This window comes from Actinomyces sp. HPA0247 (genome assembly GCA_000411415.1).
Lineage (GTDB): Bacteria > Actinomycetota > Actinomycetes > Actinomycetales > Actinomycetaceae > Pauljensenia.
Map to the genome: position 1 here is coordinate 310,717 of KE150451.1, position 21,112 is coordinate 331,828.

General features: G+C 63.8%; 20 protein-coding genes. 7 read left to right on the forward strand and 13 right to left on the reverse strand.

Annotated features, from left to right (window positions below; all coding sequences use genetic code 11):
* Positions 1–276: 276 nt before the first annotated feature.
* The 11 genes from HMPREF1478_RS06510 to HMPREF1478_RS06560 form a co-directional block, all read right to left on the reverse strand.
* On the reverse strand, positions 277–786 hold the full coding sequence (locus HMPREF1478_RS06510; protein ID WP_016461280.1) for a DUF4853 domain-containing protein: 510 nt from the start codon (positions 784–786) through the stop codon (positions 277–279).
* A gap of 89 nt (positions 787–875) precedes the next feature.
* On the reverse strand, positions 876–2,504 hold the full coding sequence (locus HMPREF1478_RS06515) for an alpha/beta hydrolase (RefSeq protein WP_016461281.1): 1,629 nt from the start codon (positions 2,502–2,504) through the stop codon (positions 876–878).
* Positions 2,505–2,640: 136 nt separating this feature from the next.
* Complete coding sequence (aroD, locus tag HMPREF1478_RS06520) at positions 2,641–3,456, reverse strand: type I 3-dehydroquinate dehydratase (RefSeq protein ID WP_016461282.1); 816 nt, start codon at positions 3,454–3,456, stop codon at positions 2,641–2,643.
* Positions 3,457–3,467: 11 nt separating this feature from the next.
* On the reverse strand, positions 3,468–4,745 hold the full coding sequence (dusB, locus tag HMPREF1478_RS06525) for a tRNA dihydrouridine synthase DusB (protein ID WP_016461283.1): 1,278 nt from the start codon (positions 4,743–4,745) through the stop codon (positions 3,468–3,470).
* 40 nt (positions 4,746–4,785) lie between these two features.
* Positions 4,786–6,174, reverse strand: a complete 1,389-nt coding sequence (locus HMPREF1478_RS06530) for a glycine--tRNA ligase (protein WP_016461284.1) — start codon at positions 6,172–6,174, stop codon at positions 4,786–4,788.
* A 785-nt stretch (positions 6,175–6,959) separates the two neighbouring features.
* A complete protein-coding gene (locus tag HMPREF1478_RS06535; protein WP_016461285.1) occupies positions 6,960–7,676 on the reverse strand; it encodes a hypothetical protein in 717 nt (238 codons plus the stop codon).
* Positions 7,673–8,566, reverse strand: a complete 894-nt coding sequence (locus HMPREF1478_RS06540) for an ATP-binding cassette domain-containing protein (RefSeq protein ID WP_016461286.1) — start codon at positions 8,564–8,566, stop codon at positions 7,673–7,675. The genes HMPREF1478_RS06535 and HMPREF1478_RS06540 overlap by 4 nt, the downstream gene beginning before the upstream one ends.
* Positions 8,563–8,952: a GntR family transcriptional regulator gene (locus tag HMPREF1478_RS06545; RefSeq protein ID WP_016461287.1), complete on the reverse strand. Its 390-nt coding sequence runs from the start codon at positions 8,950–8,952 to the stop codon at positions 8,563–8,565. Before HMPREF1478_RS06545 ends, HMPREF1478_RS06540 begins: the two co-directional genes overlap by 4 nt.
* Before the next feature lie 579 nt (positions 8,953–9,531).
* Entirely contained in the window at positions 9,532–10,431 is a 900-nt protein-coding gene (locus tag HMPREF1478_RS06550) for a sugar ABC transporter permease (protein ID WP_016461288.1), read from the reverse strand.
* Entirely contained in the window at positions 10,431–12,023 is a 1,593-nt protein-coding gene (locus HMPREF1478_RS06555) for an ABC transporter permease subunit (protein ID WP_016461289.1), read from the reverse strand. Before HMPREF1478_RS06555 ends, HMPREF1478_RS06550 begins: the two co-directional genes overlap by 1 nt.
* A gap of 217 nt (positions 12,024–12,240) precedes the next feature.
* On the reverse strand, positions 12,241–13,464 hold the full coding sequence (locus tag HMPREF1478_RS06560; RefSeq protein WP_016461290.1) for a sugar ABC transporter substrate-binding protein: 1,224 nt from the start codon (positions 13,462–13,464) through the stop codon (positions 12,241–12,243).
* Positions 13,465–13,629: 165 nt separating this feature from the next.
* Here HMPREF1478_RS06560 and HMPREF1478_RS06565 point away from each other — a divergent pair, with 165 nt between their 5' ends.
* The 6 genes from HMPREF1478_RS06565 (at position 13,630) to HMPREF1478_RS06590 (ending at position 18,562) form a co-directional block, all read left to right on the forward strand.
* Complete coding sequence (locus HMPREF1478_RS06565) at positions 13,630–14,646, forward strand: LacI family DNA-binding transcriptional regulator (protein WP_016461291.1); 1,017 nt, start codon at positions 13,630–13,632, stop codon at positions 14,644–14,646.
* A gap of 61 nt (positions 14,647–14,707) precedes the next feature.
* Positions 14,708–15,727, forward strand: a complete 1,020-nt coding sequence (locus tag HMPREF1478_RS06570; protein ID WP_034475306.1) for a metal ABC transporter substrate-binding protein — start codon at positions 14,708–14,710, stop codon at positions 15,725–15,727.
* The gene (locus tag HMPREF1478_RS06575; RefSeq protein ID WP_016461293.1) at positions 15,724–16,548 is read left to right on the forward strand and encodes a metal ABC transporter ATP-binding protein; all 825 of its coding nucleotides are present in this window, start codon (positions 15,724–15,726) and stop codon (positions 16,546–16,548) included. The genes HMPREF1478_RS06570 and HMPREF1478_RS06575 overlap by 4 nt, the downstream gene beginning before the upstream one ends.
* Positions 16,549–16,561: 13 nt before the next feature.
* A complete protein-coding gene (locus tag HMPREF1478_RS06580; protein WP_016461294.1) occupies positions 16,562–17,488 on the forward strand; it encodes a metal ABC transporter permease in 927 nt (308 codons plus the stop codon).
* A 16-nt stretch (positions 17,489–17,504) separates the two neighbouring features.
* Positions 17,505–17,894, forward strand: a complete 390-nt coding sequence (locus tag HMPREF1478_RS06585; protein WP_016461295.1) for a Fur family transcriptional regulator — start codon at positions 17,505–17,507, stop codon at positions 17,892–17,894.
* Between the two features lie 116 nt (positions 17,895–18,010).
* The gene (locus tag HMPREF1478_RS06590; protein ID WP_016461296.1) at positions 18,011–18,562 is read left to right on the forward strand and encodes an SNARE-associated domain-containing protein; all 552 of its coding nucleotides are present in this window, start codon (positions 18,011–18,013) and stop codon (positions 18,560–18,562) included.
* Here HMPREF1478_RS06590 and HMPREF1478_RS06595 read toward each other — a convergent pair.
* Positions 18,559–19,383, reverse strand: coding sequence for an isoprenyl transferase (locus HMPREF1478_RS06595; RefSeq protein ID WP_016461297.1), 825 nt, complete (start codon positions 19,381–19,383; stop codon positions 18,559–18,561). The two genes, HMPREF1478_RS06590 and HMPREF1478_RS06595, sit on opposite strands and share 4 nt — an antisense overlap.
* Positions 19,380–20,117, reverse strand: coding sequence for a DNA repair protein RecO (gene recO / locus HMPREF1478_RS06600; RefSeq protein WP_016461298.1), 738 nt, complete (start codon positions 20,115–20,117; stop codon positions 19,380–19,382). The genes HMPREF1478_RS06595 and recO overlap by 4 nt, the downstream gene beginning before the upstream one ends.
* Before the next feature lie 243 nt (positions 20,118–20,360).
* Between recO and HMPREF1478_RS06605 the strand changes: the two genes are divergently transcribed.
* Positions 20,361–20,900: a TetR/AcrR family transcriptional regulator gene (locus HMPREF1478_RS06605; protein WP_016461299.1), complete on the forward strand. Its 540-nt coding sequence runs from the start codon at positions 20,361–20,363 to the stop codon at positions 20,898–20,900.
* Positions 20,901–21,112: the final 212 nt, after the last annotated feature.

The following is a 21,112-nucleotide window of genomic DNA, read 5'->3' on the forward strand; positions in this document are numbered from 1 at the left end:
CCGCAACGATTGCGGGCTCCACATCCCTTTGAAACTCCTCAATGGAATGCAGATGCTCAGCCACCTCAACGGCAGACTTCTGCTCGGGATTCATCTCTTGTTCTCCTTCCGAACGGGGAACACACGCGGCACACAGCAGCACCACGCAGACACCCGCGACGAAAGCACGCACCAGCCTCAAAACGCCTCCCTCCATCGCCACGAGCCCCACAGCGCCTCATGGTTGCAACCACGAAAGCACTCACGTCACACAAAGAGCATCAGGACCATGCCCCGTTATTGCTCCCTGTATTTCTCCGTCAGCTCCGGGGTGAGCCACTCCGGCACCCGCCCCTCCAGCGGCAAGAACACGGAAGGATTCTCACTGGAACCATCGCTACGCAGCGGACCCGCCGAGTAGGACGTTGAGCTCTGAATACCCACATGGGTGACGACATCGACAGACGCCGCGTAACTCGCGTTCGTCCACACCAACAGCACCGTGTCCGGATCATTCTTCTCCCACAGCTCGAAGCCCAACGGCTTCAGCTTCTCATCGTAAACATCACGAATACGATCAGCGTCAGTCTCAGAGAAGGTGTAGGACCGAGCTCTTAGGCTGTAAAGCGGCGTGCTATCGGGGTACAGCTCATCAATGAAATCGTTCGCATACAAGCCAACGATCGTCTCCTGAGTGAGGAACTCATTGCGTGCCGCAACGATTGCGGGCTCCACATCCCTTTGAAACTCCTCAATGGAATGCAGATGCTCAGCCACCTCAACGGCAGACTTCTGCTCGGGATTCATCCTTTGCTCTCCTTCCGAACGGGGAACACACGCGGCGCACAGCAGCGCCACACACATTGCTGGCAGGACGGCACGCGCAAGCCTCATACTCACTTCTTACCGGCACCGGCGATTACGCCAGCGATCTCGTACTGGGCTCGTGTTTGGTCCTTGAAGTAATCCATGTGTTGGCCGAAGGGACTAAAACCGGAGGGCGCCGGACCCACGTCACCCGACAGACGGTTGAAACCGTCAGCCCAGTCGGGATTCTTACCGAAGCCAAACATGGAGCCCATCCCCTGGACCATGTCGTACTGGTAGGGCGCCGCGCTCACCCACGCGTGCCCCTCCGGCACGTGATACTCAGCGGTATCTTCCACACCCGCGCCCGGGGAACCGGCCAGTACGATGTCGTCCACGACGCCTTCGTTGACGAGGGTGGCCGCCATGCCCGACGTCGTCGACCCGTACGAGTGGCCGAACAGTGTGATGTGAGCATCCCCCGCGCCATGTTCGCGGGAGGCATCCACACCGTTGAGGAACCCGGCAAGACCGGGGGCACCTCTCTTCGCGTAGTCGGTGCTCGCTGCCTCGATTTCAATCTGTGGAGCGTCATAGCCCAGATACTCCACCATCGCTACGGTTTCACCCGGTTTGACTTGCCTCCTGGCTTTATCCAGCATACTGGCTGAGCGATCATCGTAATCGCCGAGCGTATTCTGGACGTTCGTATGAAGCCCCGGGACGATGACACCGACATGGTCAGCCGTATCCACGTTCCCCTGTGCGACGATCGCCTTCAGATTGCGCCCGGAGGAATCGAGGCCCAGCAGCTGACGTGGGATGCCGTCTCCTTGGGCGCCAGTCTTCGGATCGGGGCCTCTCTTGAGAGTTTCGTTGACAACCTTCAATTCGTCGAGCTCGTGCTGAAGCTTCGCCTTCTTTCCCAAGATCGCATTGCGAATGAACGGCGAAGGAGCGTTGGCCGCTTCCTCATCCAGCTTGTCTATCTGTCCCGGCAGATCATTGAGCTTCTGGTCGAGGACGATGCGATTCGCCTTGTCCCTCGACGTAGCATCAACGCCGTTAAGGTTGCCGATCTTCTCCGGATAATTCTCGATGAGCCACTTCTTGTTCGCGTCGCTCTGTTGGGACCACCAGGAGGCCACCTCTTGCTCGCTCGCGACAGCCGGAGGAAGAGAGGGTTTCGAGGCGCCAGAAGCCGAGTAGTTGACACGATTATCGAAGATACCCAGCCCAAGGGCCGCCATCATGGCGACCAGTTTGACCTCGAGGGCGGTGGCCTTCGCAAGAACCTTCCCGATGCGATCCCCAATAGTCTTCACCATCTCTTGAGGATGCGTGACGAGCGATTGAACAGAGTCGACGATGGATCCTACGAAAGAGACGACGCCGCTTGTGTCGATGTGGATAGGCCAGGATGTCAGGAGCTGCTGGATATCCTCGATATCGGCGCGAATGTCGTCGATGCCGTCGACGCCCGCGCTCGCAATTTCGCCGACGCTGATCAGGTAGTTGACCTGCTTGTCGATCTCCGAGATGCGCTTGCTAATAGCCTGCTGAACGGCCGTGACGGTCTTTCCGCTGCCCGTCAGGGAGTTGAGCTGGGCGTTCAACTCTTCACCTGCCGCCTGAAGCTCGCGCGATTTACTCTCCGCATCGCGCGCGAGCTCGGCAAGTGGCGCGGACTCCCACTGGAGGACTTGGAACCAATTCATCGTGACTCCCCGCAGCACCGGTGGGATTCGACCATGGCAACGCTCTCATTCATCGGCGGATGACAATACCGCTCTATGTTACCCGTATCTCAGGAAGGGTGTCACCTTGTCGGATAAACCTAACGCCCTTGTCACTTCACCGGTCGACGATATCCAGGACGGCACGCACCTGCTCGACGGTGAATTGTCCGGGGGCGCTCCCCTCCCAGCCGGGCAGGGTGGCGAAGGTGGCCGCGGAGCCAAGCGCAGAACCGACCAGCCGCGTGGGCGCGCCGTGCTGCCCCATCGAGATGCCGATGATGGGACGGTCGTAGGCCTCGCGCGCCCACGCCTGCGCGGCCAGGACACGGGCCGCATCCGTGGCACTGTGGGCCAGGCACGCGAACTTGAGAACATCCGCGCCGGCAACGTTCATGGCAGCGAGGACCTCGGCGAGCCGTTCATCGCTGGGGGTGGCCTCAAAATCGTGGAAGGAAGCAACGACGATCGCCCCCTCCTCGTGTGCATCCTCGATGAGGGTAGAAGATCCGTCGCGCGAGATCTCCACGTCGACGCCTCCCACGCACGAAGCGAGCCGACGCACGAGGGCGCAGTACTCCTCGTCATCCAGGTATGCCTGGCCGCCCTCGACCGATGTGCGGATGGTCGCCAAAACCGGCAGCGGCGAGGAGTCCGCGACGTAGCGGGCCATGCTCACGAGATCTTCCCCGACGTCGGAGGCTGACACGAAGTGTGCCCCGACGAGGGAGGAAAGGAAGGTGTCGGCCCGCCACTCGACGATGTCCGCGCGGCACGTGGCCATTGCCTGAACTTGCCCGATGAGGGACTGCGAATCCCCGCTGAGGGGAACAATCACCTGGGTGTGGCCACCGAGGGTCGCCTTCTTGGCGGCTCGCCCGATGGTGACGAGTCCGGGCGCAGGGTCAGGGTCGGGCGCAGATGAGTGAGGCATGATTCCTTCGCTTAGTATCCGATTTCTGCCAGGTGCAGGCGATCTCGTTCGCTCTGCGTGAGGTAGGGGTGGTCCAGCCAGCCGTCGGGCAGGTGGGGTGTTTTCTCGCCGCCGGCGCGTCCTCGCGGTCCGCGGGCGGCGGGCGGGAACGCCTGGTCGAGGTCGAGGTCGCCGAGGCGATCGTGCAGCTCCTGGAGGGTGGAGACCATGGACAGGGCGTGACGCTGGGGGCCGCCGACGGCGAATCCGCGCAGGTACCATCCGATGTGTTTGCGCATTTCGCGCAGCGCGCGTCCCTCGTCGCCCTGGTCGACGACGCACCATGCGGCGTGGCGCTCGATGACGGAGACGACCTCGGCGAGGCTGGGGCCGGGCGGGATGGCCCCGCCGTGGTAGGCGGCGACAATGTCGCGGAAGATCCAGGGGCGTCCCTGGGCGCCGCGCCCGACGCTGATGCCATCGCATCCGGTGCGCTCGAGCATGGCCAGGGCGTCGGCGGCCTCGAAGACGTCGCCGTTGCCGAAGACGGGGATGTCGAGCAGGTCCTTCAGGCGCGCGATCTCATCCCAGTGGGCCTGGCCCGCGTAGTGCTGGTTCTGCGTGCGCGCGTGCAGGGTGAGGGCGGCGGCGCCGAGCTTCTGCGCGGCCAGTGCGGCGTCCGTCGCGGTCTCGTGCTCGGAGTCGATGCCGATGCGGATCTTGACGGTGACCGGGATTTCGCGCCCGATGCGTTCCCCGGCCTCGTTTGAGGCGCGCACGACGGCACCCACGAGGTCGGAGAACAGGTCACGCTTCCAGGGCAGGGCCGCTCCCCCGCCCTTCTTCGTCACCTTGGGGACGGGGCACCCAAAGTTCAGGTCGATGTGGTCGGTGAGGTCGCGCTCGATGAGCATCGTCGCAGCGCGGGCCATGACGGCGGGGTCAACGCCGTACAGCTGCAGGGAGCGCACGCGTTCGGCGGGGTCGGGGCGCACCATCTCCAGGGTGCGTTCGTTTTCCTCGACGAGGGCGCGGCTGGTCACCATCTCAGTGACGTACAGGCCGGCGGGCGCATCCACGTGCGGGATGGCGACGTGGCGCGGCTCGTTGGAGCTTTCGTCGGGCGCCTTCGGGGACGAGGCCGTGGCCCCCTCCCCCGACTCGGCCGCCCAGGAGGGGATGCCGGCGGGTCGCAGGTGGTCGGGCAGGCCCGACTCGCCCATGATGCGGCACAGGCGTCGGAAGGGCACGTCCGTCACCCCGGCCATGGGGGCCAGGACGACGGGTGTCCACAGGCGCAGCGGCCCCACGTGAAGAGGGGCCGCTGCGGACGTTGAGGCTATCTGCAAGTCAGCAGCCCAGGCGTTCGATCAGGTACGACTTGACCTTGTCGAGCGGGATGCGCACCTGCTCCATCGTGTCACGCTCACGGATGGTGACGGCGTGGTCTTCGATCGAGTCGAAGTCGTAGGTGATACAGAAGGGCGTGCCGATCTCATCCTGGCGACGGTAGCGGCGGCCAACGGCGCCGGCGTCGTCGTAGTCGACGTTCCAGATGCCGCGCAGCTCGTCGGCCAGCTCCTGGGCGGGGCCGGTCAGTTCGGGCTTGCGGGACAGGGGCAGGACAGCGGCCTTGACGGGGGCCAGGCGCGGGTCCAGCTTGAGCACGACGCGCTTGTCCACACCGCCCTTGGCGTTGGGGGCCTCGTCCTCGTGGTAGGCCTCGATGAGGAAGGCCATGAGGGAGCGGGTCAGGCCTGCGGAGGGCTCGATGACGTAGGGGGTCCAACGTTCCTTAGTGTTCGGGTCGAAGTAGTCGAGCTTCGCGCCGGAGGCCTCGGAGTGGACGGTCAGGTCGTAGTCGGTGCGATTGGCGATGCCTTCGAGCTCGCCCCACTCGCTGCCCTGGAAGCCGAAGCGGTATTCCAGGTCGACGGTGCGCTTGGAGTAGTGCGAGAGCTTCTCCTGCGGGTGCTCGTACTCGCGCAGGTTCTCGGGATCGATGCCGAGGTCCACGTACCAGGCCTTGCGGTAGTCGATCCAGTACTGGTGCCATTCTTCATCCGTGCCGGGCTCGCAGAAGAACTCGAGTTCCATCTGCTCGAACTCGCGGGTACGGAAGATGAAGTTGCCGGGCGTGATCTCGTTGCGGAAGGACTTACCGATCTGGCCGATGCCGAACGGCGGCTTCTTGCGCGCGGCGTTCATGACGTTCGCGTAGTTGACGAAGATGCCCTGGGCGGTTTCGGGGCGCAGGTAGTGCAGGCCGGCCTCGTCGTCGACGGGGCCCAGGTAGGTCTTGAGCAGGCCGGAGAAGGCGCGGGGCTCCGTCCACTGGCCGCGCACACCACAGTTCGGGCAGGCGAGGTCGGCGGTGGTCAGGGAGGACTCTTCGACGCCCTTCTTTTCGGCGAGCTCTTCGATGAGCTGGTCCTCGCGGGCGCGCTTGTGGCAGTTGAGGCACTCGATGAGCGGGTCGGTGAAGGCCTTGACGTGACCGGAGGCGACCCACACTTCGCGCGGGAGGATGACGGAGGAGTCCAGGCCGACGACGTCGGCGCGGCGACGCACCATGTAATTCCACCAGGCGCGCTTGATATTTTCCTTCAGTTCCACGCCGAGCGGGCCGTAGTCCCACGCGGAGCGGGTGCCACCGTAGATTTCACCGCAGGGGAAGACGAAGCCGCGGCGCTTGGCCAGGCTAATAACGTTGTCGAGGCGGGAGGGTCCCTTAGCCACTTGTCACTCCTTGAGTATTTGGGGCACGACTGGCTGTCGTGTCGCCATCGATACTAGTCGATAACTACTGTTTCGGGCGCTTCCGGGCCCCTGCGCGCTCATGGATCCCACCACAGGTGCGCGCCCGGAGTTCTGGCCGAGCCCTGCAGCGCCCTCCCCCGCAATTCTCCACGGGATTGCGCCCGGAGTTCTGGCTGAGCTCGCTGTTCGCTTCGCTCGGCACGCTCGCGGATAGGTTATGAGCATACGGATAGGTTATGAAGATACGGATAGGTTATTAAGCTATCCGCATGTGAATAACCTATCCACATCGCCGTAACCTATCCGCATACGGAGGGGGCAGGCTCCTCTGCGGCGACGGCAAGCATGTCGGCTTCGAACCTATCCGCATGCGCACATGCCAGCACCGACAGGGCCGACAGCGCCGACAGCCACCACCCACGCTCACCAAGCACAGCGCCCCAAAAGTCGCAGGCAATTCCCCTTTACCTATTTCATACGATGAAATAATATCGTTGAAATTCCGCCATTTTCAGCACATGATTGAACATTCCATCATCGAATTGCATGCGAAACTGCAGGGCGCGCACAGAACTACAGCGCCACACCCAGCAACCAGCAGCACCCGAGCATCCCCCCCCCCAGCAACTGGCAGCCCCGGGACACTCACGTGGAGCTGCCACAACACGCCCGAATGCATAAAACAGCCCCGGCCTCGTCCCTGGATGAAGCGGGGACGAGGCCGAGGCCGGGTCGGGGGTATGCTCCCCGGGCGGAACGGACGTTCAGTTGAGGCGGCGGATCCTGCCCGTGAGGGTCAGGCGCCATCCGGCGGCGGCGACTGCGAGAGTGATGAGGCCGAGGAACCAGAAGGCGGGGTGCATCGGGGGAAGGTAGCCGGACTTGTGAACAAGCGTGAGGACCAGCCAGGTGACCGGACCGGCGATGCCGGCTAGGCCCAGCACAGTCGCCACGATAATGGCGAGGGCGACCGACCACGGGCCCCGACCATGGCGCGAGGCCGCACCGATGAGGCGTCCAGCCCCGTCGCAGGCGATCCAGGCGACCACCACAAAGAGCCACGAGTCCAGTCCGAGGGGGTACTCAAGGCTCCCCAGGAAGAAAATGTGCGACTGAGCCAGGGCAAGCACCCACCAGATCACACTGGCGATGGCGATAACGACGGCACTGTGCACGTAGGTCGACAGTGCCAGGGTGCGGCGCGACGCGCCGCTCAGAGACGCTGCCCGCAGGTCCGTCGTCGTAGTGATGATCTGCGCGATGAGGATGTAGATGCCCGTCGAGAAGGCGGCGTTCATGGCGGACTGATCGACGTGCCCCGAGAAGTCGTCCGAGGTCGCGTACATGATGGCGCTCACCGTGGAGTTAATGGCAAATTGACCGACGACAACCGCGGCGTACACTCCGAAAGCGAATCGCCAGTCGACCATTCCAAGTCGCCAGATCGAGGGCTGAGAGGAAACAGTGGTTGCGGTGCTCATTGGTCATTCTCCTGGATGAGGTAAGCGAAGGCGTCCTGGAAGGAGCAGGGCGCTGCGCTGAGGCTATGGGTGGCAAGATCGGCCTCGGTGATGGAGGCGCCGCGCAGGTCCACGACGATCTCTCGCGTGGAGCCGAGCTCGCGACTGGCGATCACGGCGAGGTCCGGGTGGGCGGCAAGGAAGCGCTCAATGTCGGAGGCGTGGCCGGTCAGAGCTGAGACTCGGCAGGTGAAGTCGTCAACGCTCTCGTGAGCGAGGAGCTCGCCCTTCTTCAAGACGATGACGTCCTCGGCGACCTTTTCGAGTTCGGAGACCATGTGCGAGGAGATGAGGAAGCGTCGCTGGGGGCGCTGTCCTTCCATGACCTCCCCCGCCAGAGCGAGAATCTCCTCGTAGAGGGCGTAGCGCGTGGGCACGTCCAGGGGCGCCTGGATCTCGTCGAGGAGGGTGAGGGGCGCTCCCGAGGCCAGCGCGATCGAGGCGGAGAAAATGGCGGCCTGCCCGCTGGAGAGCTTGCGCACGGACTTACGGCTCAAAGCGAGTTCGAAGCGGTCGACGTAGTGCTCGAAGAGCTGCTCGTCCCACGTGGGACGCAGACGCGCGTAGGCGACGAGCGTCTTACTGTTCGCATCATCGAGGTCACGCGCAGACGAGGCCACGATCGAACCGGTGAGCAGGTCGTCAGCGCTGGCCTGGCTGCCGTCGATGGAGATGCTCCCCGCGGTGGGGACCATCAGGCCGCCAAGGATCTGCATGAGCGTCGTCTTGCCCGAGCCGTTGGGGCCGACGAGGGCGGTGACGGTCGCGTCTCCGAGTGTGAGCGAGATGTCGCGCAGCGCCGCCACGTTCTCTCCCGGATACGTGTGCCTGATGGAGTTGAGGGTGATCATGAGTTGTCCTTGGCGGTTGTGTCGGCGCTGTAGGCGCGGACGTGGTCGATGATGGCGTCGAGGTCGAGGCCCAGGGCCAGGCCCGCCTCGACGGCGGGGTTCAGGGTCTCCTCCACGTAGGACGCGAGTCCGTCGGCCACGAGGACATCGCGAGCACCTTCGGCGACGAACATGCCGATTCCGCGCCGCTTTTCGACGAGCCCTTCATCGACGAGGATTGCGAAGGCCTTGCCGACGGTGGCCGGGTTGATGCGGTAGGTCGCGGAGTATTCCGTGGTGGAGGTGAGCTGATCCCCGGCACGCAGGGCGCCGCGCAGGATCTGCGCGCGGATGTCGTCGGCGATCTGCACGTAGATCGGGATCCCCGAGACGAATGTGGGTGCCATGCGTACCCTCCCTTCAGCTTCAGTGGTTCATTACATGACTAATGAACCATATAACCGACTAACCTGTCAAGCGCTCTCACCACACAAGTCTCAGGTCACACTCCACTCCCCCACGCCTGCGCCCACGCCATCCCTCCCCGACACCCACACCCACCACAACGAACCCACTCCCCCAAAAAGTCGCACGTAATTTCCCTTGGTCAGTATTTAACGCAGCCTACAAACGTTGCAATTCCAATGATGCGATTTCAATGTTTGAAAGATTCACATGGGAATTACGTGCGACATTGCTGGGGAACCATACCTGCAATGCTCGTGATGCGCGTATTGTCCACATCCGCACGTCACCTGATCACCTCACACAGCACCCCCCGAACGCAGCACCCCGCCTCGCGCACACTCCACCCCACCCCCGAACGCAGCAACCCACCCCAGGAACACAACACCCCGCGCCCGAACGCAGCAACCCACCCCAGGAACACAACACCCCGCGCCCGAACGCACAAAATAGCCCCGGCCTCGTCCCACGGGGATAGGGGACGAGGCCGGGGCTAGCTAGGCAGGAGTGTGCGGGAGCGCTTACTCCTTGACCGCGCCGGCGGTCAGGCCGGACACGATGTACTTCTGCAGGTACTGGAACAGCAGGACCACGGGGATGGCCGCGATCACGGAGCCAGCGGCGAAGATACCCCACGGGGCAGTACGCGAGTCGGCAGCCCACATGTACATGCCGACCGCCAGCGTGAACTGGCTCTGATCCTGCAGGACCACACGGGCGATAACGAAGTCACCGAGCGAGGAAATGAAGCTCAGCAGGCCGACGACCGCGAGGACGGGACGCACGAGAGGCATGATGATCGTCCAGAAAGTCTGCGCATGGGTCGCGCCGTCAATCATGGCCGCCTCATCGAGCGAACGCGGGATCGAGTTGAAGAAGCCGTAGAGCAGGAACGTGTTCGAACCAAGCGCGCCACCCAGGTAGACGCAGATCAGACCGAGCTTGGAGTTCAGACCCAGCACCGGGAAGATGTCCTGGATGCCCAGCAGCAGCAGGAACAGGGCCACAAAGGCCAGCATCTGCGGGAACATCTGCACCAGCAGCAGGCCGGTCAGGGTCGCGCGACGGCCCTTGAAGCGGAAGCGGCTGAACGCGTAGGCGGCCGCGGCACCCATGAGGACCGTACCAATCGCGGTCGCGGTGGACACGATCAGGGAGTTGAGAATCCACGACCAGTACATGGCGTACTTGCCGCTACCCAGCGCCTGGAAGTTCTCCAGCGAGAACTTCGAGAACAGCGAGTTCGAACCGGTCAGCGTCGCGCCGGGGTTCAGGGACACCGACAGGACGTAGAGCAGCGGGACGACGCAGTAGACGATCGTCAGGATGGCGACGATGTGACGCCAGCCGACCTCGGCCCACCAGCGGGCACCCTTGAGGGTGCTTCCATCATGCTTCTTAGAAACGGTTGCAGCGCTCATCACAGCTCCTCAAGGGTCTTCGTCTGACGGAAGCCAAGCCACGCAATCACGCCCACGACAATGAAGATGACGATGGACATGGCCGAGGCGAGGCCGTAGTTCGGGGATCCGGAGTCAATGGCGATCTTGTAGACCATCGAGATCAGGATGTCGGACTCACCGACGGGCACCGACAGGCCCGGGTAGTTCGGCCCGCCACCCGTCAGCATGTAGATGAGCGAGAAGTTGTTGAAGTTGAACGCGAAGGAGGCGATCAGCAGCGGCACGGTCGACTGCAGGACCAGAGGCAGCTTGATGGACCAGACGGTACGCAGGCCGGAGGCGCCGTCGATCTTCGCAGCCTCTTCAATGTCGCCCGGCAGCGACTGCAGGGCACCGAGGCAGACGAGGAACATGTAGGGGAAGCCCAGCCACAGGTTCACGCCGAGGATCGAAAGCTTGGCGAGCAGGCCGTTATCGAGCCACGGAATGTGCGCGCCGCCGAGGAAGACCTGGTTGATGAAGCCGAAGTCCGTATTGAGCATGCCCTTCCACACCAGGGTGGCCAGGAAGGCCGGGAAGGCGTAGGGCAGGATCATGAGGGACTGGTAGACCTTGCGGCCCTTGATGCGCTTGTCGGAGAAGACGAGGGCCAGGATGAGACCAAGCGCGAAGGTGGAGAGCACCGATGCAGCGGCGAACACGAAGGACCACACGAGCGCCTTGAGGAAGGGGCCGCCCAGGTCATTGCTGGTCACCATGTTCTTGTAGTTACTGAAGCCGACGAAGACGCGCCAGCCGGGGGTGAGCTCGTTGCCGGCGGAATCGACGAAGACACCGGTCTTGTTATCGGCCGTGTACACGGTTCCGGTGGCAGTGTCGGTGAGGGTATCAGCCTGGGCGTCGTAAGCGTAGGTCGACTTGGCCAGGTAGGCGGTCGTACCATCATCGGTCTTGTAGTATCCGTCGTTCGGGTCGGAGGAGACGGGAACAGTCAGCCCGGCGACGTCGGTCTGGCGCTTGAGGATGTCCGCAACCTTGAGGACTTTGTAGCCCTGGACGTCGGAGATCATGCCGGCGGAGACGGTGCCCTGAACATCACGCAGAGGGGTGTCGGGGTTGCCTTCCTTGAGAGCGCCGGTGGTCGGATCTGCGATGACGAGGCCGAGGCCGGAGCCGTCCTCAACGACCGCGGCGGTCACGTTGACCGCACCGGGGGCGCGCTGCTCGGAGGCTTTCAGGATAGCGGAGATCGCGTCTTCCTTGGTCGAGTTGTGTCCCTGACCGTAGTTTGTGAAGGACACGTAACCCGTGTATCCCATGACAAACACCTGGTAGATGAGCAGGAACACCATGCCGGGAACCAGGTACTTCGCGGGGATCATCCGCTTGGAGAAGTAAATCCAGTTCACGACAATGAGCAGCGCGGCGAGAACACCGAGGACGATCCAGGACTTCACCATGTAGGCGGTGAAGACTCCGTAGAGTCCCAGGGCGTCAATCAGCATCATCAGGATGAGCTTGACGAAGAAACCACGCTTGGTCACATCATTTGCATGAGAGGTCTTGGGCCCCTCTTTTTTCTTTTCCGCAGCCTTCACTGGCTCAGACATCGTGTCCTCCACACGTGCGCGTTCGCGCGTCATTGCGACTTGGTTCTGCCCCCGACTGGCGACAGAAGGTGGCACCGGTCGTGCCGCGCGCCGCTAAGCGGCGCTGCTATCAGAGGGCCTCACACCCGCCCGCCGCGTGGGAGGCGGTCGGGTGTGAGGCGGTGCTCACCGGAGGCGAGCGCGTTGCGCGCGGGCGGCTAGCGCCCGGCGCTCACGATCACTTGGAGGCGATCGCGTTGTTGATGTTGGTGATCATCGTCGCCCAGCCGTCGGCAGGAGCCTCGGCGCCGCTCACGATGTTGGCCTCGGTCTGGCCCCAGAAGTTCCACACGGAACCCATTGCGGGGATCGCGGGAGCGAGAGCACCGGACTCGGCGACCTTCGAGAAGTCCTTGATGTCCTGATCGTCCGAAGCCTGCGCAACGGAGGGCATCGCGGAGGCGCGACCGCCGAGCTTCTGCATCTCAGTCTGAGCCTCGGGGGTGGCCAGGTAGTTGAAGAACTGCTTGGCGGCAACCGGGTTGGCGGACTTGGCGCTCTGGTAGAACATCTGGACGCCAACGAAGGGCTGAGCAGCCTGCGAGCCAGCCGAGGGGATCGGCAGGACGGACACGTCCATGCCAGCCTCGCGGAAGGCGGCGACGTTCCAGGGGCCGGTCACCGTGTAGGGGGCCTGGCCATCGAGGAAGGCCTGCTTGGCGATATCGGCGGTGATGGACGGAGCGATGATGCCCGCGTCACCCTGAGCCTTGAGCCAGTTGGCGAAATCGGTGCCGCCGGAGCCGCCCATAGCCAGCTCCGAGGTGTACTCGCCGTCAGCGTTCGTGTTGAAAACCGGGGCGCCGAAGGAGGTCTGGAAGCCGTAGAAGTGGTAGGGATCGCCCTCCGTGCCCATCTGGATGACGAAGGGGTACTGCTTGCCGGCAGTCTTACCCGAGGCGATCATGTCGTCGTAGGTCTTGGGCTCGTCCTTGGTGAGCGCGTTGTTACGCACCAGGGCAACGGACTCGATGGCGTAGGGAACGCCGTAGGTCTGGCCGTTGTAGGTCACGCCCTTGACCGCCACGTCGGCGAACTGGGACTTAGCCTCACCCAGGTCAACGGGAGCGACGACACCGTTAGAGACGAGCGCACCCAGCTTGTCGTGGGCCATGACGATCAGGTCGGGGCCGTTGCCGGTGGGGACCTGGGTGGTGAACTCCTGGTCCATGTCCGACTCGGACTTCTGAACGACATCCACCTTCACGCCAGTCTTAGCGGTGAAGTCCTGGGAGATGGTCTCAACCTGCGTGAAGCGGGTGTCATCCGCCCAGATCGTCAGCGTTGCCGCCGCATCGTTGCTGTTGTCAGAGGACGAGGAAGAGGACGTCGTGCCGTTGTTGCAGGCGGCCAGGGCGGTAGCCGCCGCGATGACGCCGAGTGCTGCGATGCCACGTCGCATTATTACTCCTGTGTTGGTCAGGTGGTCGCCACCATCAGCGACCAGCTACAGGACTCACTGTAATACCCCCGATTTTGTTTCTGCAACAATTTTCGCAATTGTGTGCAAGCTGTTACATTTATAAGGAAACAGCCGCGCGCGAAGACCCAAAGGAGCGTTGAGTCGATGACGAAAAATCGCACGAGCATGGCCGATATCGCCATGCACGCTGGCGTCTCAACCGCAACTGTTTCACGCGTTTTCAACGGCGTTGGACAGGTCTCCGAAGATACCCGCCGCAGGGTCCTGACCGCGATTGACGAGCTGGGATACGATCGCCCGGCCGCCGAGCGCACACCGAGCACGCCAACGATCGGCGTCATCGTGCCGGAGCTCACGAATCCGATCTTCGCGTCCTTCGCCCACCACCTCCAGGAAGAGATTTCTCGCGCGGGCGGCATCTGCCTCATCCGTTCGCAGACACCGGGAGCGACGTCCGAGTTCGATCACCTCTCCTCGCTCATCGAACACCGCGTGAACGGACTCATCTTTGTCTCCGGTCGACATGCTGACCTGCTTGCGGACCTCGCGCCATACCATGACGTCATCGCTCGCGACATCCCCTTCGTAACGATCAATGGCGCCCGCCCGGAGGTCGCGGCTCCCGACTTTTCGACAGGGGACGCGCTCGGCATCCGCGCAGCAGTGACGCACCTGTACGAGCTGGGACATACGCGCATCGCTCTCCTGACGGGACGCACGCACATTGTCCCGGCCCTACGCAAGGCCGAAGCCTTTACCCAGGTGATGGGCGAGCTGATCGGTGACCACTCCCCCATCATCGAAGAAACCTTCTACACGTACGAGGCCGCGGCCGCCCACACGCACGCGCTCCTCGAGCGCGGCGCCACAGCGATTATCACCGGCTCTGACCTCCAGGCCCTCGGCGCAATCCGCACGATTACCTCACTCGGCCTGTCAGTCCCGGGCGACATCTCAGTGATCGGCTTTGACGATTCGTTCCTCATGGGTCACCTGGATCCGGCGTTGACAACGATCCATCAGCCCGTCCCATCGATCGTCTCATCGGCGGTGCGCAGCCTCTTCGAAGCCCTGCATACGCCCGACTATGTGCCCACGCACGCCGACTACGTCTTCTCGCCCGATTTGATCGTGCGAGGATCGACCGGGCACGCGCACTAGCACTCGCAACGGGGTCCGATCTCCGAGAATGACTTGACAAAGATTCTCAATTGCAAAGAGAATGATTCTCATGTCGAAGAGAATCCTTGCTGCCGCCTGCGCAGCCGCCACTGCGCTCGCCCTGTCCGCCTGTACTTCCACGGCCTCATCCTCTGGTAGCTCCTCCAAGGACGAGACCCTGACCGTCATGGCGTCCTTTTACCCCCTGAAGTACCTGGCCGAGAAGATCGGCGGCGACCACGTCACCGTGACCTCGCTGACCCCGGACGGCGCAGAGCCTCACGACCTTGAGCTCTCCCCCAAGATGGTCGACTCCCTGTCCTCCGCGGACGCGGTCGTCTACCTCGCGGGCTTCCAGGGTGCGGTCGACGAGGCCATCGAGCAGCAGGCCCCCAAGACCGTCATTGACGTCTCCCCCGCCGCAGAGCTCGTTGAAGCCGGTACGGACGCGAACCACCCCGCCGAGGAAGAGGAAGAGGGCACCGACGAGGCCCAGTCCGGCGAGGCGGAAGGCCACGACCACGAAGGTCATGACCACGAAGGCCACGAGCACCACCACGACATGAGCGCGGACCCGCACTTCTGGCTGGACCCCGTGCGCATGGCGAAGGCCGCGACGCTGGTGGGCGACAAGCTCGCCGAGGCTGACTCCGCCCACGCGGACACCTACAAGGCCAACGCGAAGGCCCTCTCCGAGGAACTGACCACGCTGGGCGATACCCTCGTTTCCAGGACCTCGACCTGCAAGGTTAAGACGTTCGTGACCGCCCACACCGCTTTCGGCTACCTCGCGGATCGCACGGGTCTGACCCAGGTGGGCATCTCCGGCCTCGACCCCGAGTCCTCCCCCTCCCCGGCACGCCTGGCCGAGATCGCCCAGATCGCAAAGGACCAGGGCGTGACGACGATCTTCACCGAGGCCCTCATCGACCCCAAGGTCGCTCAGACCCTGGCCGACGACCTCGGCATCACGACGGCCGTCCTGGATCCGATCGAGTCCCAGACCGACGCGTCCAAGGACTACGCTGCAACGATGAACTCCAACATTGATGCTCTGACGAAAGCTCTTGACTGCCAGTGACAACTACTGACATCCCCACGACGGCGGGAGCCTCCCACGCGGAGGCGACCGCCGTCGTGCGTCTCGATAATCTGCACGTGGCCTGGGATACAGACCTGATCCTGCATGGCATCTCGCTCAGCATTCCCGCAGGCCAGACCGTCGCGATCACGGGGTCGAACGGCTCCGGCAAGTCCACGACCCTCAAGGCCCTGCTCGGCACGGCGCCCATCACCAGCGGCGACGCCCGGCTCTTTGGTCACTCGGTCACCACCCGTCGCCGCGTCCCCTGGAACAGGATCGGCTACGTGCCCCAGCGCATCTCCTCGGGCGGCGCGATCAGCGCCAGCGCGATCGAGGTCGTTCGTTCCGGGCTGCTCGGACCTCGTCGACTGTGGGCGCTTCCGGGCGACACCGCGAAGGCGTTGGCCGCCCTCGAACGCGTCGGCATGGCTCACCGCGCTCACTCCCCCCTGAATATTCTGTCGGGCGGACAGGCGCAGCGCGTCCTCATCGCCCGCGCCCTCGTTCGCCGTCCCGAACTGCTCATCATGGATGAGCCAATGGCCGGAATTGACGCGGCCTCGCGCGCACGCCTGGCGCAGATTGTCGCCGAGGCCAAGGCGGAGGGGACGACGATCCTCATCGTCCTGCACGAGCTCGGCGAGCTCGGCCCCCTCCTCGACCGAGAGCTGCACATCAGCGCGGGTCACGTCTCCTACGACGGCCCACCCCACATCGAGGACGACCACGAACAACACCACGGTGGCGGCGACCATTGCCACCCCACCATCGAGCCCGGGGCCACGCCGACCGACCACGGCCTCGTGAGCGGAATCTAGACGGGAGCGACGCATGATTGACGCACTGACGACCCTCCTGTCCTCGCCGATGATGCAGCGTTCGCTGCTGGCTGCCCTCATCGTGGGCCTCACCGCCCCAATCATCGGCACGTATCTCGTGCACCGCAGGCTCGCGATGCTCGGAGACGGCATCGGGCACATCTCGCTGACCGGCGTCGCGCTCGGCTGGCTGGTCGGCACGTTCGCGAACGTGAGCCCGGCCGACTCGTGGGCGATCCCAGGTGCGGTGATCATCTCACTGCTCGGCGCGATCACGATTGAGCTGGTGCGCCAGAGCGGTCGCACGTCCGGGGACACGGCCCTGGCCATGCTGTTCTACGGCGGCATCGCCGGCGGTGTCCTGCTGATCGGCCTGGCGGGAGGCACCTCCGCGCAGCTCAATTCCTACCTTTTCGGGTCAATCTCGACGGTGCGATGGAGCGACATCACGCTCATCACGATCCTCGGGATCGCGATCGTGGCCCTCGGCGTGGGATTGGCTCCCGCGCTCTTCTCGGTGACCAACGACGAGGACTTCGCGCGCTCGACGGGTCTGCCCGTGCGCACGCTGTCCCTCCTCATCGCGGTTCTGTCGGCGCTGACCGTCGCCGTTGCGATGCGCGTCGTCGGATCGCTGCTCGTCAGCGCCCTCATGGTCATCCCCGTCGCCATCGCGCAGCTGGGCGCGCGTTCATTCCGCTCAACGATGGGCATCGCGATGGCTCTGGGCGTCATCATTTGCACGTCGGGCCTGTCCCTGACCTACTTCGTCGACCTCTCCCCCGGCGCAACGATTGTTGTGGGAGCCATCGCTCTGTACGCGATTGGTTTCGGGATCAGGGCTATTGTGGATCGTGTCCGCAGGGTGCGCAGGATTCGCGCGGCACGTGGCCACAACCAGCACCCTGAGCACGAACAGACCGCTCACGCAGACGCATGACGACGGAGGGAACACCATGCAGCGCATGACGAAGCAGCGTCAAGCAGTCCTCGACGAGCTCACGCGCGTCAGCGATTTCCGCAGCGCCCAACAGATCTTCGAAGACCTGCACGGTCAGGGGCAGCGCGTGGGGCTGGCGACCGTCTACCGCTCGCTCCAGAGCCTCGCGGAGGACGGACGGGTTGACACGCTGCGTTCCTCCGACGGCGAGGCCCTCTACCGCTCGTGCACGACGCACGATCATCATCACCACCTGGTGTGCCGCGAATGCGGTTTCACCGAGGAGATCGAGCAGTCGCAGATTGAGTCGTGGGTGGAGTCTGTCGCAACCGCGCACGGGTTCAGCGACGTTGAGCACTCGTTGGAACTGTTTGGCGTGTGCAGCTCCTGCCGCGCCAAGGGCTAACGGCGCGATACATCCACGAAGAGGCCTGGGAGGCGGATACACTCCCAGGCCTTTTCTGCACCCCACCTCGCAGGTTAGGATAGGCTTCGTTTGCTGAGCCTCACTCTGGGAGCGTCATGTTTGCCGCCGGTATCGACTCCATGGTCCCCGCCTTCGCACGCGAGGGCATCTGGCTCTTCGTCTTCCTTTTCGTGGTCGTTCTCTTCCGCGCCCAGCTCACCTATTGGCTGGCGCGAGGTGCCGCCTCGGGCGCGGTTCGAGCGAACGGGCGTCAGGGTTTCGTCGGCGCCGTCGCACGCTGGTTCGACGGCCCCATTCCCCGCAAGGGCGCGGCCATCCTGGACAAGTGGGGAATCATCGTCATTCCCCTGTGCTTCCTGACGGTCGGCATCCAGACCGCCGTCAACGCGGGCGCAGGACTCGTACGCATGCGCTGGAGCACCTACACGTTCGCGATGATCCCGGGGTGCATCCTCTGGGCTCTCCTGTATGGCCTGGGCACGCTCGCGGTCTTTGCGGCCGCGATCCGCGCAGTTGCAGGCTCCCCCTGGGGGTGGGCGGGCCTCGCCCTCATCGCCACGTTGATCGCCGCGAAGATTGCGTGGGGCCGCCGCAAGCGCCCCGCGGTGAACGCCGCGCTCGCGCCAGACAGTGCGGATAACGACTAGGAGCTGGCGACACGGTCGATCGCGCCGCCGAAGCGACGATCACGGCCCGCGAACTCTTCCAGACACCCCCACAGCTCTTCACGGTCGAAGGCCGGCCAGGGCGTGTCGACGAACATCATTTCGGCGTACGCCATCTGCCACAGCAGATAGTTGGAGAGGCGCTGTTCGCCCGACGTGCGGATCATGAGGTCGACGTCGGGAACGTCTGGCAGGTAGAGGTGGCGCGACAGTGTCTTTTCGGTGACGCCGCGCGGGCTCAGGCGCCCGGCCGCGACGTCCTCGGCGATGGATCTGGCGGCGTCCGCCAGCTCGGCACGACCGCCGTAGTTGACGCACATGATGAGGTCGAGGGTCTTGCAGTGTGAGGTCGCACGGTCGGCCTTTTCCAGCGCGTTGATGACGCTCTTCCACAGCTTGGGTCGGCGCCCGCTCCAGCGCACGTGCACTCCCCACTGGGCCAGTTGGTCGGTGCGGCGGGCGAGCACGTCGGAGGCGTAGTTCATGATGAAGGAGACTTCCGCAGGCGAGCGTTTCCAGTTCTCGGTCGAGAACGTGTAGACGCTCAGGTAGCGCACGCCCGCGTCGATCGCACCGGCGATGGTGTCCATAAGGGCGTACTCCCCGGCGCGGTGTCCTTCGGTGCGCGCCAGGCCTCGACTGTTGGCCCAACGCCCGTTTCCGTCCATGATGAGGGCGACGTGCGCGGGTTCCTCTCCCTTGCGAAAGACGGGCGCCTCACGGTGCCATTGGCCCGGTCCGAGCAGGGGCGCGGTGGGGTCTTGCGGGGCGCGGTCCATAGGAGTGGGGCGCAGATCTGTCATGGGTGACTCCTATCGATGACGCTCAGCGAGCGCAGGCGGCGTTCCAGATGCCATTGAGTGTACGAGGAGATGATGCCCGAGGCCTCGGTGCGCGCATAGGGTTCGCAGCGGTCGGCGTGCTCCCAGTCGCCGCTGAGCAGTTGGCCGAGGAGGGCCACCGTGTCGGGCGCGGGCGAGGAGGCACCGGGCGGACGACAGGTGTCGCAGACGGTGCCTCCATCGGGGATGGAGAACGAGGAATGGGGTCCCTTGGTGCCGCACACGGCGCAGTCGAAACAGGAGGGCGCCCATCCGGCCAGGGCGAGAGCGCGCAGCGTGTACGAGGTACGAATGAGGGTCGGGTCGTGGCGTCCCCTCGCGAGGGCGTTGAGTGCGCCGAGGAGGAGCAAGTACTGGGAATGCGTGCCGTCCTGCGCATCCGTCGTGAGGCGTTCGGCGGTCTCAACGATGACGGTGGCCGCGAGGTAGAGGTCGTAGTTGGCGGCGATCGCGTCACCGTATTGGGCGATGGACGCAACCTGGGTCAGAGTATCGAGGGTGCGGCCACGATGGAGCTGGGCGTCGATGACGGAGAAAGGTTCGACGCGCGCACCGAACTTGGAGGTCGTCTTGCGCACGCCCTTGGCAACGGCACGCACCTGGCCATGCTCAGCGGTGAGGAGCGTGATGATGCGATCCGCTTCGCCCAGCTTGTGGGTGCGCAGGACGATCGCCTCGTCTCGATAGGACTTCATCACACGAACATTGTGTCACGTCGGCACAGTCGCAGTGACGTGATGCCCGCGTCCATCGCAGGGCGCGAAATCAATTGTGAAGTGCACTGTCACATCCACCGACAAGCCCTCAGACGGGCGCTGACAACAATATATGAGAAACTGACAGCGTGGTCGGTTACACAGCCGGCAAGTAGTTTTCGAGTAGATAGTTTCTTCGTAACTGGTTATGGTTTACTCATAACCGTCGAAGGAAGGATACAGATGGCACCCCCGATCGATGCCCGCGAAAAGCTTGGCACTGCACTGCGTCAGGCACTGACCCAGACCCCCCTGTCAAAGATCTCTGTCAGCGCGCTGACACGTTCCGCTGGGGTCACCCGTCAAGCGTTCTACTACCACTTCAACTCACTGAGCGACCTCAACGCCTGGGTTTTCCGCGAGGAAGTCACATCCCGCCTGACCGCCAGTTCGGGAGAATGGCTCGACGCTATCGAGGCCACCATGACCTGGATGCACAACCATCGCGACGAGACCGCCTCGGCCATGAAGACCATCGAGCCGAACGACCTGTGGGCGTTCCTGACCTCTCACATCCAGGAGCTCATCGAGTCCCGCCTGCCCGGCTCCGCCTCGGCTACAGCGCGCGACGTCGTCGCCCAGCACTTCGCCCTGGCGACCACCGCCCACATGGGACAGTGGATGCTCTCCGGCCTCGAGGTCAACCCCTCGCTCGCGATTGCTCGCATGCGAGTGCTCATGACCGACCAGACCACCCCTGCCCTGGCTCGCCTGGCCAAGTAACGCGGTTATTCCCACCAACCGCACAGGGACAGACACGCAGCCTTCTCAGCCCCGACCTCGTCCAGATAGCGAGGCCGGGGCTGAACCATACACTCCACCACCCAAGAACGACGTTTCCGGATGCATACAAGCCAATCTGAGCTATACAATTGGTCAGCCGCACATTGCACTGAAATTTCGCAGATCCGCGATTCAGCCTGTACAGTTTGCTC